This window comes from Mongoliitalea sp. (genome assembly GCF_054166905.1).
The window spans coordinates 88,594-104,306 of sequence record NZ_JBSZCK010000035.1; the positions used below are offsets into that span (position 1 = coordinate 88,594).

The 15,713-nt window shown below is 38.4% G+C and carries 16 protein-coding genes and 1 pseudogene; 4 read left to right on the top strand and 13 right to left on the bottom strand.

The annotated features are described in order from the left end of the window. Positions 1-6: 6 nt before the first annotated feature. The 10 genes from ACXIUD_RS13290 to ACXIUD_RS13335 all read right to left on the bottom strand — a co-directional run bounded on the left by ACXIUD_RS13290 (position 7) and on the right by ACXIUD_RS13335 (position 8,286). The gene (locus ACXIUD_RS13290; protein WP_458053130.1) at positions 7-639 is read right to left on the bottom strand and encodes an NAD(P)H-dependent oxidoreductase; all 633 of its coding nucleotides are present in this window, start codon (positions 637-639) and stop codon (positions 7-9) included. Positions 640-967: 328 nt separating this feature from the next. Next, positions 968-1,414: a molybdenum cofactor biosynthesis protein MoaE gene (locus ACXIUD_RS13295; protein ID WP_458053131.1), complete on the bottom strand. Its 447-nt coding sequence runs from the start codon at positions 1,412-1,414 to the stop codon at positions 968-970. Between the two features lie 366 nt (positions 1,415-1,780). Beyond that, entirely contained in the window at positions 1,781-2,866 is a 1,086-nt protein-coding gene (locus ACXIUD_RS13300) for a ThiF family adenylyltransferase (RefSeq protein WP_458053132.1), read from the bottom strand. Positions 2,867-2,869: 3 nt separating this feature from the next. Next, positions 2,870-3,097, bottom strand: coding sequence for a MoaD/ThiS family protein (locus ACXIUD_RS13305; RefSeq protein WP_458053133.1), 228 nt, complete (start codon positions 3,095-3,097; stop codon positions 2,870-2,872). Positions 3,098-3,138: 41 nt separating this feature from the next. Then, positions 3,139-3,366: a DUF433 domain-containing protein gene (locus ACXIUD_RS13310; RefSeq protein ID WP_236136321.1), complete on the bottom strand. Its 228-nt coding sequence runs from the start codon at positions 3,364-3,366 to the stop codon at positions 3,139-3,141. A 36-nt stretch (positions 3,367-3,402) separates the two neighbouring features. After that, entirely contained in the window at positions 3,403-4,137 is a 735-nt protein-coding gene (locus ACXIUD_RS13315; RefSeq protein ID WP_458053134.1) for a sulfite exporter TauE/SafE family protein, read from the bottom strand. A 2-nt stretch (positions 4,138-4,139) separates the two neighbouring features. Continuing rightward, positions 4,140-5,315 (bottom strand): molybdopterin molybdotransferase MoeA, encoded by a 1,176-nt coding sequence (locus ACXIUD_RS13320; RefSeq protein WP_458053135.1) that lies wholly within the window; start codon positions 5,313-5,315, stop codon positions 4,140-4,142. A 277-nt stretch (positions 5,316-5,592) separates the two neighbouring features. Continuing rightward, positions 5,593-6,573, bottom strand: a complete 981-nt coding sequence (gene moaA, locus ACXIUD_RS13325; RefSeq protein WP_458053136.1) for a GTP 3',8-cyclase MoaA — start codon at positions 6,571-6,573, stop codon at positions 5,593-5,595. A 97-nt stretch (positions 6,574-6,670) separates the two neighbouring features. After that, positions 6,671-7,168 (bottom strand): CHY zinc finger protein, encoded by a 498-nt coding sequence (locus ACXIUD_RS13330; RefSeq protein ID WP_458053137.1) that lies wholly within the window; start codon positions 7,166-7,168, stop codon positions 6,671-6,673. Between the two features lie 194 nt (positions 7,169-7,362). After that, positions 7,363-8,286 carry a universal stress protein gene (locus ACXIUD_RS13335; RefSeq protein WP_458053138.1) on the bottom strand — a complete coding sequence of 308 codons (924 nt, stop codon included), beginning with the start codon at positions 8,284-8,286 and terminating at the stop codon, positions 7,363-7,365. A 525-nt stretch (positions 8,287-8,811) separates the two neighbouring features. On the opposite strand from ACXIUD_RS13335, the gene ACXIUD_RS13340 reads away from it, so the two are divergent. Together ACXIUD_RS13340 and ACXIUD_RS13345 are read left to right on the top strand one after the other, a co-directional pair. Next, positions 8,812-9,627, top strand: a complete 816-nt coding sequence (locus ACXIUD_RS13340) for a GLPGLI family protein (protein ID WP_458053139.1) — start codon at positions 8,812-8,814, stop codon at positions 9,625-9,627. Between the two features lie 10 nt (positions 9,628-9,637). Next, a complete protein-coding gene (locus ACXIUD_RS13345; protein ID WP_458053140.1) occupies positions 9,638-12,361 on the top strand; it encodes a hypothetical protein in 2,724 nt (907 codons plus the stop codon). Between the two features lie 288 nt (positions 12,362-12,649). Here the strand turns inward: ACXIUD_RS13345 and ACXIUD_RS13350 are convergent, their stop codons facing one another. Further along, entirely contained in the window at positions 12,650-14,131 is a 1,482-nt protein-coding gene (locus ACXIUD_RS13350; protein ID WP_458053141.1) for an oligosaccharide flippase family protein, read from the bottom strand. 259 nt (positions 14,132-14,390) lie between these two features. Here ACXIUD_RS13350 and ACXIUD_RS13355 point away from each other — a divergent pair, with 259 nt between their 5' ends. Then, on the top strand, positions 14,391-14,645 hold the full coding sequence (locus ACXIUD_RS13355; RefSeq protein WP_458053142.1) for a hypothetical protein: 255 nt from the start codon (positions 14,391-14,393) through the stop codon (positions 14,643-14,645). 160 nt (positions 14,646-14,805) lie between these two features. Then, a complete protein-coding gene (locus tag ACXIUD_RS13360; RefSeq protein ID WP_458053143.1) occupies positions 14,806-15,012 on the top strand; it encodes a hypothetical protein in 207 nt (68 codons plus the stop codon). Positions 15,013-15,140: 128 nt separating this feature from the next. Here ACXIUD_RS13360 and ACXIUD_RS13365 read toward each other — a convergent pair whose 3' ends face one another. Then, on the bottom strand, positions 15,141-15,593 hold the full coding sequence (locus ACXIUD_RS13365) for a trypsin-like serine peptidase (protein WP_458053144.1): 453 nt from the start codon (positions 15,591-15,593) through the stop codon (positions 15,141-15,143). Then, a pseudogene (locus tag ACXIUD_RS13370) lies at positions 15,580-15,713 on the bottom strand (IS1595 family transposase); the annotation flags it as partial. The pseudogene ACXIUD_RS13370 and the gene ACXIUD_RS13365, both read right to left, overlap by 14 nt.

Here is a 15,713-nt window from a genome sequence, read left to right on the forward strand (position 1 = left end):
TCAATTTTATATTTTCACGAAAAGCTGATCTTTGGACCTTCTTACCTTTTTTGCATCTACTAAGTGGTCGGTTTTCTCATCTCTGAAACCTAAGGCTAGGAGGGAAGAAGCTCCCATTCCTTTTTCAGCCAATCCCAAGATTTTGTCAACTTCAGCAGGATTGAAGCCTTCCATTGGTGTGCTATCTACTTTTTCTTCCGCAGCAGCTACCAAAGCAGTGCCCAATGCAATATATGCTTGCTTAGATGCCCATTGGAAGATTTCAGCTTCTGTTTGTTGGGAGAAGTGCTCCTTCAAAAAGTTTGCATACTGATCTAAAGCACCCTTTTCCATTCCTCTTTCTTCATAAACCAAGTCAAAGTAAGTGTCTATTTGTTCAGCAGTGATATTCTTCCAAGCGGCAAAGACCAATAGATGTGAACCTTCGACTACCTGTGGCTGCTTTACAGCTGTAGCATGTAATTTCTCACGCATTTCTTTGTCTTCAATGACCAATACGGTAAATGGCTGCAATCCATTAGATGTCGCCGTTAGACGGATAGCTTCTAGGATGTTTTCCAATTTTTCGGCAGGAACTTGCTGTCCATTCATTCTTTTGGCTGCATAGCGCCAATTTAAACTATTAATTGTTGTGTTCATTTCGTTGGTTTGTTAACTTATGTATATACACGTAAATTTGGTTAATAGTTCAATCTTAATGGGATATTTGTTGATATTGGGGGATATTGGGATAACTTATCCCGTATCGGGATTGTGGTAGGGAGGGAATAAATAGAATTATGGTGGAAATAAAGTTGAAAATAATAGAGAATATTGGTCGATAAGTGAAATAGATACTTTTAAATGAAGAGGTTTTGGGGCTTTAAGGGTTTAAAATATTGGAAATAGAGCGACTGAGGGATTGTATTTATACCTATCATATTACGTTAAACTTCCACGGAACTTGCCGATGTGGTCTTATTTGATATCAAGTATTGACTTTCCACTCGGCTTGCTCATTATCCAGGATTTCTTTGCCCCAAATGGGGAGTTCTTTTTTGATGCGCTCGACGAGTTCTTCGCAGGCATCTATGGCAGCTTTGCGGTGCTTGGAGGAGGTGAAGACAAATAAGCAGATTTCTCCTGTTTTTACTTCTCCCAAACTGTGATAGATGTGCATGCAGGTCAATGGATACTTGGAGAAAATGGCCTCTCGGATTTCAAATGCCTGCTGCAAGGCCATTTCTTCGTAAGCTGTGTATTCAATTGCCTGAACAGTCCCACCTTCTTTTTCATCCGCCCTTACTTGGCCTAGAAAGATGCTGTGCCCGCCAATAGCTGTGTTACTGCTGTGATTGGCAATAGATTTGGCTATTTTCTCGGGAGCAATAGGGCCTTGTACGAATATGTTTTTTGGTGTTCTGGTTTTTTCCATGGTTAAAATATAAGTTTTTCGAAGTTATGGTGTAGTATCTTAAATGAAATAAATTGAAATAAGGTGGAAATAATGAGGGATATTGATAGATATTAGCCGATGGCGATATTTTTTGATATTGGTTTGCAGTATCCTGATTGGCTTGTAGACGAGAACAATTCCTAACTAATATCATAAGTTAACTGTCTACGAGTATCTCTCAACATCTTTCTTAACTTTTTTAAACTTATTTCACTAATCTTTCTACTAATAAGTGTATAAATTACCTGATTCCATAATGGTGTTTGGGCATTATTTCACATAGCATATTTCCACATTATTTAACGAAGTGTATTTCTACTTTATTTCAATTAGATAGTTTCCATCCTAACTGTTTAGGAACGCTACAATTCCTCCTTTAATTGATTGCAGGTTTTTTTCAGGAAATTGGGTTTGAAGGATTTTGACAGCCTTCAAACTTCGGATGCCTGACTGACAGAAGAGGAATATGTTCTGATAATTTCTTAATTGATTGCTTGCGGATTCCAATTCATCAAGGGGTATAGAAAGGTAAGAGAAATTTTCCAGTTTGGGTAGCTCATGCGGCTCCCTTACATCCACCAATACGGATTGGATTTGAGAGTTGTTGTTCAAAAAACTGGTCAACTCTAGCCATTTGATTTCTTGTTGAAAGCCACAAAAGTCATGATAATCAATTTGCTGGAGTTCTGATAGGGTTTGGGGACGGTTATTTTCTGAGGCAGGATTTTTGGATAGTGAAATTTGATAGGTTTGATGATTCAAGAACTTGTAGAACAGCATGTGATCTTCCAAGGTTTCTCCAAATCCAGAGAGGTATTTGATGCATTCTGCCGCCATGAACGTTCCAATTATTCCTGGCAGAACTCCCAGCACTCCCGTTTCATTACAGTTGGGCACTTCAAAGGCTGATGGAGGAGTAGGGTAAAGGTCTCGGTAATTGACGGATACAAGTCCTTGAGCATTGAAAAGGGCGACCTGCCCTTCATTTTGATAAATGGCACCAAAAATCAGTGGCTTTTGCGCTAGCAGACAGGCATCATTGACCAAGTAGCGGGTAGGGAAGTTGTCAGTTCCATCCACAATCACATCATAGCGATTGATTAGGTCAAAAATATTCTCTTTAGTCAAGAAAAAAGGATAAGCTTCTACTTCAATATCATCGTATTTTTCCAAAATTATTGAAGCAGCCGTTGTTGCTTTGTTTTGACCAATATGCTGCTGACCAAAGAGAACTTGCCGGTTGAGATTGGAAATGGAAACCACATCCCCATCTACAATTCCAATTTTCCCAATACCTGCTGCGCTTAGATAGAGTAGGGCAGGGCAGCCCAATCCACCAGCACCAATTAAAAGTACGGATGATCCTTTTAATTTTGATTGGGATACTTGTCCAAATCCAGGCAAGATGTATTGTCGCTCAAATCTATCCATCAATTATCCTCCTGAAAATGGGGGTAGCAAAGCGATCTCAGCACCCTTATCAATTAATACATTTCCATTGATTAGTTTTTTGTTGATGGCAATGCTGAATTTTTGATTTTTCAGGGCAGGGTACTGCTGATGTAAAAAGCCGAGTAAGATTTCGGTCGTTGGGAATTCATCCACTTCTAGTTGTGGCTTTCCAATGATTTCAGCTATTTTTCCGAAGGCTATTATTTCCATGAAGGTTTAATTTTTTGTAAGGCTTAGATCAAAAAGCAGTTTCATATAGCAATTTGAGTGGTTCGATTTTCACGGTCAGCCGCAAATTTTAAAGCTGCATAAATGTCTTGTTCCGTAAGTTCATCATAATCGTTGAGAATTTCTTCTATCGACATCCCAGAGGATAACCAAGTCAATATATCCCCAACAGTTATTCTCATTCCTCTTATACAAGGTTTGCCTCCTCTTTTTCCAGGTTCTATTGTAATAATTGATTGATAGTTGTTCATGGTTTTGACCATTATTACCCCTAAAGTAATGATTTTCTATCCCCAAATCAATTTAATAGCAGCGATGAATAATACGAATGTTAATGTGTATTTGACTGCCTGATAGTTGAATTTTTTTGCGCCAGCATAGGCGCCTAGTGCTCCTCCCAAAATAGTCAGCGGCATCAAAATCCACAACTGAGGGTCGAAATTGATGGCAGAAAGATTTATTCCCAATAAACCTGAGATAGAATTAAAGAAAATAAATAAGGCACTTACAGCCGCGGTTTCCTTCATGTCCGTCCAACCCAATAGCAGCAGGATGGGAGATAAAATAATTCCCCCACCTATGCCTATCAATCCAGAAACAAATCCGATTCCCAGCCCTAGCAAAGCTGCAATTAGCCAGTTTTCAGCTATTCGAGGTTCGGAGGATTTTGGAAAGATATTGAGAAAGCGAAGAATTGGGAAAAAGAGCAAAATCCCCAGTATTTGTCGATATAGAGAGGCGTCGATGGACATTTTGCCACCCAAGTAAGCGGCGGGAACTGAGAAGAGTATGATGGATAGGAAAAGTTTGACTGGGAACTTCACCGTACCGCGAAATGCCCAAAACGCCATGAAAGAAACTACAATATTCAACATCAAGGCTGTCGGACGAATCTGCTCGGGAGCGTAATTAAACAATGCCAAAAACATCAAGTAAATACTTGCTCCTCCATGCCCAACGGCTGCGTACAAGAACGCCACTGTTGGCAATAAAATGTAAAGTATCCAGCTGTATGCTTCCATGCTTACCAGAGATAAAGGGCTACCGGTTCACCTGCCTCCAAAAAGTCTATACCTTCCGGTATTTCCGCAAAACCATCTGCTTGAGCAAAGGCAATCAAGTTGAAGGATTCCTGACCCTGCAATACTTGAACCACTCCCTGTTCAATTTTGACTTTTAGGAAAAATGTGAGGGATGGATTTTTTTTGACAGGGGAAGCTAAAGGTAGGTAGGTTTTGCTTAGCCAACTATTGGTCTTTCCCATCCATTGTTGTATGGCGGGTTTGACGTATTGATTGAAGCATGTAATGACAGAGGATGGATTGCCGGGAAGGGCAAAGATGAGTTGTGCTCCTTTGATACCTGCAAAGAGGGGTTTCCCTGGTTTTTGTTTGATTTTGTAAAACAACTCCTGCACTCCTTCATTTTCTAATCCTTGTTTGACATAATCATAATCCCCGACAGAAATACCTCCAGACAAAAGAATCAAATCGGCTTTTGATAAGGCTTGATGAATAGCCTCTTGTACGGATTGGGGATTGTCAAGAGCCTTTATGATTTGGTAGCTTTTAACTCCCAGCTGTTCAAGATAAGCTGATAGTACTGGGCCATTGGCATTAAAAATTTCACCATGTTCCAGTGATTCACCCACTTCTTTAATTTCATTGCCTGTGATGATGATGGCAACTGTTGGGGGTAAAAAAACGGGTACTTTTTGTACGCCGACAGATGCCAACAGGCCGATTCCGCCAGGTGTAATCAATGTTCCTTTCTTAAGAATGATGTTCCCCTTTCGAGTTTGTGCCCCCTTTTTACGTACATGCATGCCCTGTTCTACCTCAAAGTCAAGAAGCCTGATGGTATCATCCGTTTTGGCTATCCATTCCTGTTGGATAATGGTGTCGGCTCCTTCGGGTAATGGAGCACCGGTAAAAATTCGAATCGCTTTTCCAGCAGGCAAATGGTTCGTTTGTTTAGTTCCCGCAGCGATCTCTCCTTCCAATTCCCATGATTTCACACCTTCTTTCCAAGCGATGGCATAACCATCCATGGCGGAATTATCAAAGGAAGGGACATCCATGGGAGATCTAATATCCTCCGCACAAACCAAGCCTGCAGCCTCCCTCAGCGAGACAAAGCCAATTTTGGGAGCAGGTATATGTTGTTGAAGAATTTCTTTTGCCTGCAGTACTGAAATCATATATTTTTATTTATAGTTCTCGCAACGTCCGCAACGTTTTCCGCAACGAACCCCAAGACATCCAATAGCCTATATTTCAACTATATTTCCACTATATTTCCATTTATTTCCTCTCTCCACCACCAAGAATCTCTCCCCCAGATAATATCCCAATATCTAATATCAATCAATATCCAAAATCCCCAAAAACTATTTCAACTTTATTTCCATCTTATTTCAATTTATTTCTTCTATCCATTCCCCAATATCTCAATATCCAATATCAACCAATATCCCCTCACCCCCCAATCTTAATCATACTTCTATTCTCAATTTTTTCAGCTTCTGCTTTTGTATAGTCCTGAGTAAACTGTCCGCCAAGGGCTGCATGCTTGTTCCAAACAGATAAGCGAATCAAGGGTTCGATGTCTTTTCCTGCTCTCAGTGCCCCAAGAATATCCATTTCCTCTTTTCCAAACAGGCAGTTTTTCATCTTGCCATCTGCGGTGATGCGCATGCGGTTGCAAGTGCTACAAAAATGTTCACTCATGGTTGTGATAAAAGCAAAAGTTCCTTGAAAACCAGGAACCTGATAGGCTTTGGCTGTGTCGTTTGGTGCGTCTTTGAGTTTGGTTACTTCAAACTGTTCTTTGACCATATCCAGCATTTTGGCAGCTGTTAGGACTTTTTCTTTATTCCAGTAATTGCCAGTGAAAGGCATAAATTCAATAAAACGAACGTGAAGAGGGTACTCTTGAGTCAATTGTACAAAATTGAGCAGTTCTTTTTCAATAATGCCATTTAAGGCAACCACGTTTACTTTGACCCGAAAGTTGTGGTTCAAAAGGAGAAGAATATTGTCCCAGACTTTTTGAAATTGGTCACGCTTGGTCAACTGGAAAAATGTATCTGCTCGTAGTGTGTCCAAGCTGATGTTTACTTTTTTTACTCCCGAAGCTTTGAGTTGCTCAAAGTACCTATCAATCAGCACGCCGTTACTCGTTAAGGTGAGTTCTACAGGCAAGGCGGAAAGCTTCTCAAGAATAATGGGGAATTCCTTACGAACTAATGGTTCTCCACCTGTAAGGCGTATTTTTTTGACACCTAGGTTTACAAATGTCCGTGCAATAGTTTCAATCTCATCCACCTGCATCAAGTGTGCATTGGGCATGCTTTGGATATCCTCATCGGGCATGCAGTAGCTACAACGGAAATTACAGCTATCCGTCAGAGAGATTCTGAGGTAATCATGTTTTCTGTTGAATTTATCTAGTAGCATGAAGACGGCTTTTGGAGCTATAAGCAAAAGCGAAGATGTAGAGGAAATGTTCCGAGCGATAAGTAAATTACATGAGCGGAATCCTTCACTTATGAGTTTAGAATAAGCCTTTTTCAATGAACCCCAACTTTCTCATACCAAAATAGGCTACTTCTTTACCTTTTTCCGGAACGTCAAAATAGAGGTGATAGTGATTGCTACATCCTGGATTAAAGTTGGCCTCACACTTGGGACAAGTGTTGTTGGACTCCATGTATTCTTGGATGGTCAACTCATGCGCACAAACCCCACAGAGAATAGCTTTTTGGTCAAATTCATCCTTAGGCCATACCTCATGTGTATGATCAGCTTCTTCCTCATGGCATGAAAAACATGGGTAATATTTATCGCAGCATTTGAATTTGATGGCTATCACATCCAAAGCCGAATGCCAGTGAATGCAACGGGTTTGATTGTCAATGGATTTACCAAAGACGGTAATGCCGTCTATTTCAATGATGTTAAAGACTGGTTTTACACGATCTTGACCATAAGTAGTCAGAGAAATAAGCAGAAAGATTAATAGAACAAAGAGTTGACTCACAGATCGACACATGTCAAAGGAATTTATTGGATGAAACAAAAATAAGTGTTTTTTACACGAATCAAGGCGTTGTTGGCTTCCCGAACTTGTAAAAAGCCGGAGTTTTTAGTGAGGTGTTTGAATAATTTCATGAAAAAAGGTGTTTGACGATCAGTAATTGATTTGTCAAACACCTGCATGTAAGAATGTATTTCTTGAAGGAATATTTATATCTCTAGAATATAATCTAAAATGCCCGCATTTTTACCTTTAGGACGTGTTACTAAAAGCGGGAATTGGTCATTTAATTGGATCAGGCGTTCTGCCATACTTCCGATGAAAAGGGCTGTGGCGGCTGTTCTTCCTTTAGCTCCGATGATGATGGAGTCGGCGTTGATTTCTTTGGCCTTTGCTAAGATATCTTCCACAGGATCATCATCCTCATCCTGAGTATACACAGGAGTGATTTCAATCCCTTTGGTGTCTATTTTACGAATAAACTTCTTGAAGTTGATTTCAGCATGCATGAGCATGATAGAGGTAAATTCATCGTAGCTTTTACCTGTAAAATGATATCCTGAAGGTACCGTAAATACATTCTGACAAACGATTTCTGCACTACCACCGTACTTTTCAACGATTAACACTGCCTCTTCCATGGCATCCTTAGAATAATCGGAGAAATCACTCGGTACGAGTAAGCGATCCATTTTTGGAACCGTTCCTTCTGGTACAATCAATAAGGAACAAGAAGCCCTACGCGCTAGTCTTTGGGAAATGACTCCTGTACCGGGAAGGTTGACCTTCCTTCCTACAATAATCATATCTGCGGATTTCTCATGCGCCAGTTTGAGGATTTTTTTGGATAACTGACCCTCTTTGACTACAAAAGAAAACTCAATGCCTTCTTTATCTCCAAAGTATTTATCCACTACTTCCTGCATATGGGTTTTCTTTTCCTCCACCATGTTGTCAATCAGGTTGGGAAACTCTTCTAATACCTCTTTGGGGATATGTAGGTTGCGGATTACGTTGGTGAAGTAAATCTTCTTAGTCTGATTGGCGCTAGCAATGAAAGAGGCAAAGCGAACCAAGGTTTCATCCAAGGTGCTTTGGTCCAGGCAAACAATTAGCTTTTTGATTGGGTACATGGCAAACAAAGAATATGACAATGCAAAAATATTGAATTAATCGAAGACTTAAGAAATAAGGGCAAATATTATTTTGTTTTCGGTATTGAACTGGGGAAGATTTAAACGAAATATTTTGTTGTTAGAACTAAGTATAAAAAAAGTCACCTAAATAGTTGTTTCTTTCTTTCTTTCTTTCTTTCTTTCTTATGGGTATAAAATTAATGGCCGTTAGTTTTTTAAATAAATTTATAACCAAAACAAAATTTTATCATGAGTAAGAAAGCTCTATTTATGACATGCTTTGCATTTATTGCGGCAACATGTACTTATGCGAATCAAGAAATTGATAACGGGGGAGGTTGTGTCCCCGTGAATTTATCTTGCGGTCATTCTATTATATGTGGGGACTCATTTGAAGAAGTAGTCTATAATGCATGGGAAGCAGAACAAGTATTCTGTGGTGATTAAAAGAATATTAATATTCAAAACCAGATGGGATTAGTTACTAGTTTCCATCTGGTTTTTTACAAAAATTCGTGAATTATGAAGAAGATATGTTTTTTATTAGTGTTTGCTTTTATAGTTAAATTATCTTTTGGGCAAGTTCCTGATAGATCCAATTTTGCAATTTACTATGAAGTCACATTTAAATCAGATAGTACTGACTTAAATTTTGTTTCAACAGATTTGATGGTGTTGTTTGTTGGGGATCAAAAATCAAAATTCCGAAATTTCTATCAAATGCAAGGGGACTCCCTTCTACAAGTTGCGATAGAGAAACAGTTAAGTCCTAATGAGGCCATAGCATTTGTGAATCAAGTCCAAAAACCAAAGATGAGTTTTGCATTAGTTAAGGACTGGAAAAATAAATCTTATCAATATTCAGATTTGATTTTTCCAGATTACTATGTATTTGAAGCTCCGTTAGGAATAGAGAGATGGAGTATTTTGGATGAGTTTGATGAATTTCAAGGATTTAGAACTCAAAAAGCGATTACCGAATATGGAGGCAGAAGTTACATTGCGTGGTTTACCGAAGAAATACCCATCAACGATGGACCTTACATTTTTGGAAATTTGCCAGGTTTGATATTGAAATTGAGCGATTCAAAAAACCATTACAGTTTTGAAATGGTCAAGGTTGAGAAAAAAAATGAAGATTTATCTCATAAAATTCGACGAAAACCAATATCAACTACCAAGGCAAAATTCTTTCAAATGCAACATGAGTTTAACACGAACATCGCTGGTAAGATGGCGTTGGGGGGTGTCACATTAACTGACCCGAGTCAAGCAAAAGAGGTTCAAAAAAGATTTGAGAGGAAAAATAATCCATTGGAGTTAAAAGTACGGCAATAATAGGGTATTTATGACTACTAATTTTTTTCATTTCCTTTCATTGAGGCTAGTTTACAGTAGTAAGCGTTTCAATCAGTATATTTTTTTCTTCACTTCTTTATACTTCATGCTTTTGTTGCCACAGGTATATGCACAAACGAAATTATCTGGAACAGTCAAAAAAGTCAATGAGTCCCAAGATGCTTTTGGCGTAAATGTTTTGGTAAAAAATCCTTATAATCAGGCTACTATTTCATTTGGTGTCACGAATGAGTCAGGTTTTTTTGAACTGCAGGTAAAGGCTGAATCTGATAGTTTGTTGGTGTTGTTTCGATCACTCACTACGCGAGATTACCAAATGATCATTCCTAATAAAAGTCAACAGCTAGCGGTAGTGTTGGAAGAAGGAATTCAAGAGATTCCTGAATTCACCATTAAGTCTATAAAGAATCCCATATCATTTAAAAATGATACTTTGAGTTATTCGGTAGAAGGATTTATCAATCAACAAGATCGGGTCATAGCTGATATCCTCAGAAAGCTTCCAGGTATAGAAGTATTGGCCAATGGACGAATTTTGTACGAGGGCAAAGGGATTCAAAAATTTTATATAGATGGCATGGATTTGCTGGAAGGAAAGTACAACCTAGCGAGTAACAACCTTCCCGTTGACGCGGTGGAATCCATTCAAATTTTGGAAAATCATCAACCGATGAGAGTGTTGGATAGTCTTGTTTTCTCGGACCGAGCCTCGCTCAACCTAAAACTCAAACGCAAAAACGTTTGGGTGGGAACAGGTACTTTAGGAGTAGGGGCCTCTCCATTGATGTATGAGGGTAAACTAAGTCCCATGACTTTTCGGGATGATTTGCAGATGCTATTCAATGCTCAGTCGAATAACTCAGGAAAAGATATTGGAAAAGAGCTAACGGTCCTAACTTTGGAGGATCTTCAAGAAAATGTAACCAAGCAATCAAATTTTAAACCTTGGTTTGGTTTGATTCCCTTATGGGTTCCGTCCATTAATGAGGAGCGCTTTTTGTTTAACCAAAGCCAGTTGTTTTCCGCGAATGTTTTGAAGAGAAACAAAGTAGGAGCTGATTTTCGGGCTAATATTTCCTATTTTCATGATAATCATAGACAAGAAGGAGGAATCAATACCACCTTTTTTCTCCCCAATGATCCCCTTCAACTCACTGAATTGCATCAAAATAGGTTTTTGACCAGGGCCTTGGATGGGGACTTTTCATGGATAAAAAATGACAAAAAGTCCTACCTTAAAAATAATCTTAATGTTAATATTTTAAATAACAGTGAGTTAGGTGTGAGTTTATTTAACAATACGAACTGGAATCAAGCTGTTGATTTACCATTAGCAACCATCAGTAATAGCTTTCATACCATAAGGCCAATCGGCAAACAGTTGGTCAACATTAAATCTGACATCAGTTTTAGGCAGACAAACCAGAATTTTGATCTTAGCCCAGGTAGTTTTACAGAGGCCTTAAATAATAATTTGCCTTATGAACGATTGAATCAAGGATTGGAGTACCAATCATTATTTGCCCTTCATTCTTTAGGAATTACCAAAGGCCTAGGGAAAAACTGGTCTTATACCGGAGATGTGGGATTTTTGTTTGAAAGAAATCAGATGACAAGTGATTTGAATACACTAGTTGACACCCAAGAGCAAATGCAATCCGAACTCTTCACAAATGATCTTGTCTACAGGCAATTGAAGCCCTATTTGAATTCTCAATTGAACTTAAAACAGGACAATTTTAACTTGCAATTTAAACTACCCATCAGTTATTTGGATATTCAAGTGAATGATGATTTGTTGGTCCAGCAAAGCAATGTTTCAAGAATACTTTTAGAGCCTCAACTGTTTATGAAGTATTTTTTATCAGGCAAGTGGAATACAACTGCCAGGATTTCGAGAACAAATGATTTCAAGGGAATACATGATATTCATTATGGGTTTATTCTCAGGAACTTTCGGACCTTTCAGCAACGGGCAACCTTAGTGCCGGAAGTTTTAAGTCATAAACTGACTTATGCGATAAATTACCGCGATCCCATCAATTCCATTTTTTCAAACGTTAGCTACACGTATTCGCACCAAGTAATGAATACCATCATGGATAGTGAAGTTGCTTCTTCTGGGGAAGTGTTTTATCAAAGTTTGGATAGGGAAAATGTCGGTACAAGTCATCTTTTCAATGTAAGAGTTAGCAAATACTTACCACTTTTTAAATCCAATGTGACTTGGAATGGGAATTTTCAACGTCGTGAAAATGAACAAATCATCAATAGCGAATTATCAGATATTCGTTACGAATTAGTAGGGACAGGGCTTGAACTGCAAATCAGACCTATTCAACTAGCTAACTTTTCAAATAAGACCAATGTAAACCTGATCAACTCTGAAATAGGAGAACGAAGGACAGGAAGTATTCAGCAGCTGACTAATTCATCTTCTTTGGATGTATTCCTTTCCGATAAGCATACCTTTTCCATTAAATGGGAGTATTATGATAATCGTTTATCTGGTTCAAGGGATGTAACTGGATTCCTTGACATGGATTATCGATTCAAATTGGAAAATAAAAAATGGGATATCTCCATCCGAGGTCAGAATTTACTCAATAGTACAAATTTTGAGACATTCACTGCTGATTCGTTTTTTATCCGTCAGCAAAATTTTCTATTGAGACCGAGGCAGGTTTTGTTGTTTGTGAATGTTAGTTTCTAGGAATTCAAACATGGATGATTTTAACTGAGCAGTTGGTGTTCGAATATTACTTTTTAAAGACAACTGATCATCGATATTATCCGTATATTTGCACAAAGGATTCAGGTCGCTGACATGTTCCGACTTCACAATTTAATTACAATTCCGAGTGAAGCCCTTTCCAAAATCAGGCCTCATCTCTCCCGATAGCTATCGGGAGGACCTCGTATCTACGGATGCAGGATAACAGTGGAAGGTTGCGGATCTAAGGCAGCTCAAAGCTTGTCTATATGGAGGTTTGGTAACACTCTAAGGCTTGGATCCTTTTATTTTTTTCCATACTTGCTGCTGCATAGCCGGTGCTATTTTTAATGCAAATGCACCTAAGCCATACATGATCGTAATCGTCCCCGATCGGATAATTAAATCCTGCAATCCCGCTGTTGCCTCAAGAAATAGGAAATGTTGGACGGTGAAAACGAGACCTCCCAAAAAAAGTATTTTAAGTAAATCCCAACTCCATGGATGCATGTGTAGTTTGTAAGCCACAAAGCCATATTTGATCAAATTGAACAAGAATAAGGCTAAAAAGGAAGCAATCGCAGCACCCTCAATGCCAAAGATGGGAATCAGCCACCAATTGAAAAGTATCACGGCGATCGCCATCACAACGGTTGCCACGATGTTAAAGACATAAAACTTCGAGAATAAAATAATCTCGGAATTGATGGAAAAAATCACATCCAGGATTTTGGCTCCACCGATAATCAATACGATCCATTTGCCTGCTTCATACACTTCCCGATTGGGGACAAATGCATAAATATTTTCAATATTGGCCCAAATGCCGATGAAAATCAATAGACAAATAAAAACCTGCGATACGCCCAAATCTTTGTATAACTGGGAAATTTTCGGGTATTCCTGTCGGCTAAAGTAATCCGAAACCAAGGGCATAGCGACTTGGGAAACGGCTCTTCTTGGCATTTCGATGACGATGGCAATGGAAAAACCGATGGTATAAATGGCATTGGCTTCCAGCCCGATCATAGAACTGACCATCAAGCTATCCACTTTCATAATCAGTAAGGCCCCTGTAGTAGCTAACAAACTGATGAAGCTATATTTCAAGTATTCACTTTTAAGTTCAGCAGGAATTTCCCCGAACTCAAACTCCAATCCAAAGATTTTTCTGGAGTACATGTAGGCAAGCGTGCCTACAAAAGTGATGGCATACGAAATTCCCATGGCCCACATGACCTGTTCGAAGCTGATCCACTTCAGTAAATACAGCAGGAAGGATGCTCCTAGCAAAAAGCGTATCAACACTTCTCTGAAAAAAGTAGGCATGGCTATTTTGTAATAGGACCTGCAAAAGGCATCTGCGATCGAATTGAGTACAGCAAATAGCGTGATGACCAATACGATCGGCAGGAAACCCAGAATTTCCGCTGAATTACTGGTAAAAGCACGCACAATAGGACCATTCAGTAAATAGAAAAGAGCCGCCACAACGGCAAAACCCATCAATGTCAAAAAAAACGAGTAGGTCAAAAAAGAGAAATGTCTGCTATGCAATTGCGGGAAAAACTTGGTAATCCCATTTCCCAAACCGACTTGAGCAAAGGGTACGAGGAGTAAAGCCATGTCCTGAACCGTCCGAAAGGTACCAATTTGCTCCGGAGACATGGCATACGGCATCAACCACAGCAGGTTGAAGTAACCAATACCTACACCTACGTACGAAAAGACCGTCGTCCAGACACTTTGAGAGACCTTACTGCTATTCATTGAGGCAAAAATAGGGATTAGGTCCGGTTATTGGTTATTCAAGGTTACCGAATCAACTTTTTCTTGTGCTGATTTAATAAATCAATCCTGAGAAAGTGCAAGAAATTATCATTCTTATACGGACGGTTTATAAGCGTCGACGAAATCTGATGCTGTTGTTGGGAAATGGATTTGGATCAACTGAGTTATTGGAAAATCATCACATAACTACTATCTTCATTATCTACTTTTCCAAAATTCAGAGCAGACCGTCGATGTTTTGGTTTATTTTCAGAAAGGCACCTTTTGGTTGACGCAGAAGGCGATGGCAGAACTTTTTGGCGTGAAAGTTCCTGCGGTCAATAATCATTTGAAAAATATTTTCGAAACGGGGAAGTTGGATGAAAATTCAGTTATTTCCATTTTGGAAACAACTGCCTCAGATGAAAAAAAATATTCTGTGAAATTCTACCGCATTGAAGATGTTCCCTTAGTTGGCTATCTCGTCAATTTTGTACAGGCAGCGGACTTCTGAGAGTGGTCTACCCAAACGCTCAATGAGTTTATCATCAAAGGCTTTGTGATGAGTGCGGAGTGTTTTAGAAAAGGATTTATTTTTAAGAGAAGGTGTAAAAAATTATTTTTATTTCCGATTTTTAGTAATTAACACAATTATTTATTTTATCCTCATGAAAATGAAGAATAAGACTAGTTCTTCCTTGGAGAATAGTCAGCAGATGCATATTTGTTTTCAGTACTTTAAAAATATTAAAATATCTTTGATTAAGCGAGATTTAATGCCTAATAGCAGTGGGAAGTATGCCGATATCAATAATTCTGGTATAGGTTTACATCTTTTGGGTTGGTTGATGTTTGTTACTGTGGTTAAGGACATAAAATAATGGAAAAGGGTTGTAAGGAGGCTTCGGATCGTAAGAATAAATCAAAATAAGAACATTTTTTTTGAAAAAAATTTTTCTTATTTTGATTAACATTTTTGGGCCTACATGTTTTTCAACTAAGCATCATCTCATTTCTTTATCCAAGAATAAATTAAATCTATATACTCTTTATCAATTCTTGTAGCTGTTTTTGAATATGTATGAATTCCTACTAAATACCTGATAGAATCTTTTTCTACCCAAATTGGTGAACCGCTATTTCCAGTATTCGTATTGAAGTTATGAATAATTCTTTTTGTAGTAAATTTTTCACAAATCTCATCTTCAAATGTCATTACAGTTCCATCATAACCATTATTTGCGGGGAAACCAGCAATGTTTAGTTTTTCACCAATTTGAAGCTCAAAATTTCTTTCAATTTTGAAAACAGAATTTTTTGGTTTTTTCTTCGTACTGGATTTGGGAATAATTATTACTCCAAAATCATAATTTACTTTACGCCAATTAAAGTTTGGATGTATAATGATGGAGTTTTTGCAAAACTCTTCACCATTTAATTCAATATGATTATCCGCAATCATGCCAGTATGGATAAATAGAAGCAATGATGAGCCTGTCAAATAGTTTTTGACCGAAATATCTTCTGTTGAGCTTATAACAGAATTCATCAAGATAGTTCTGCATCATCCTTTCTGATATCA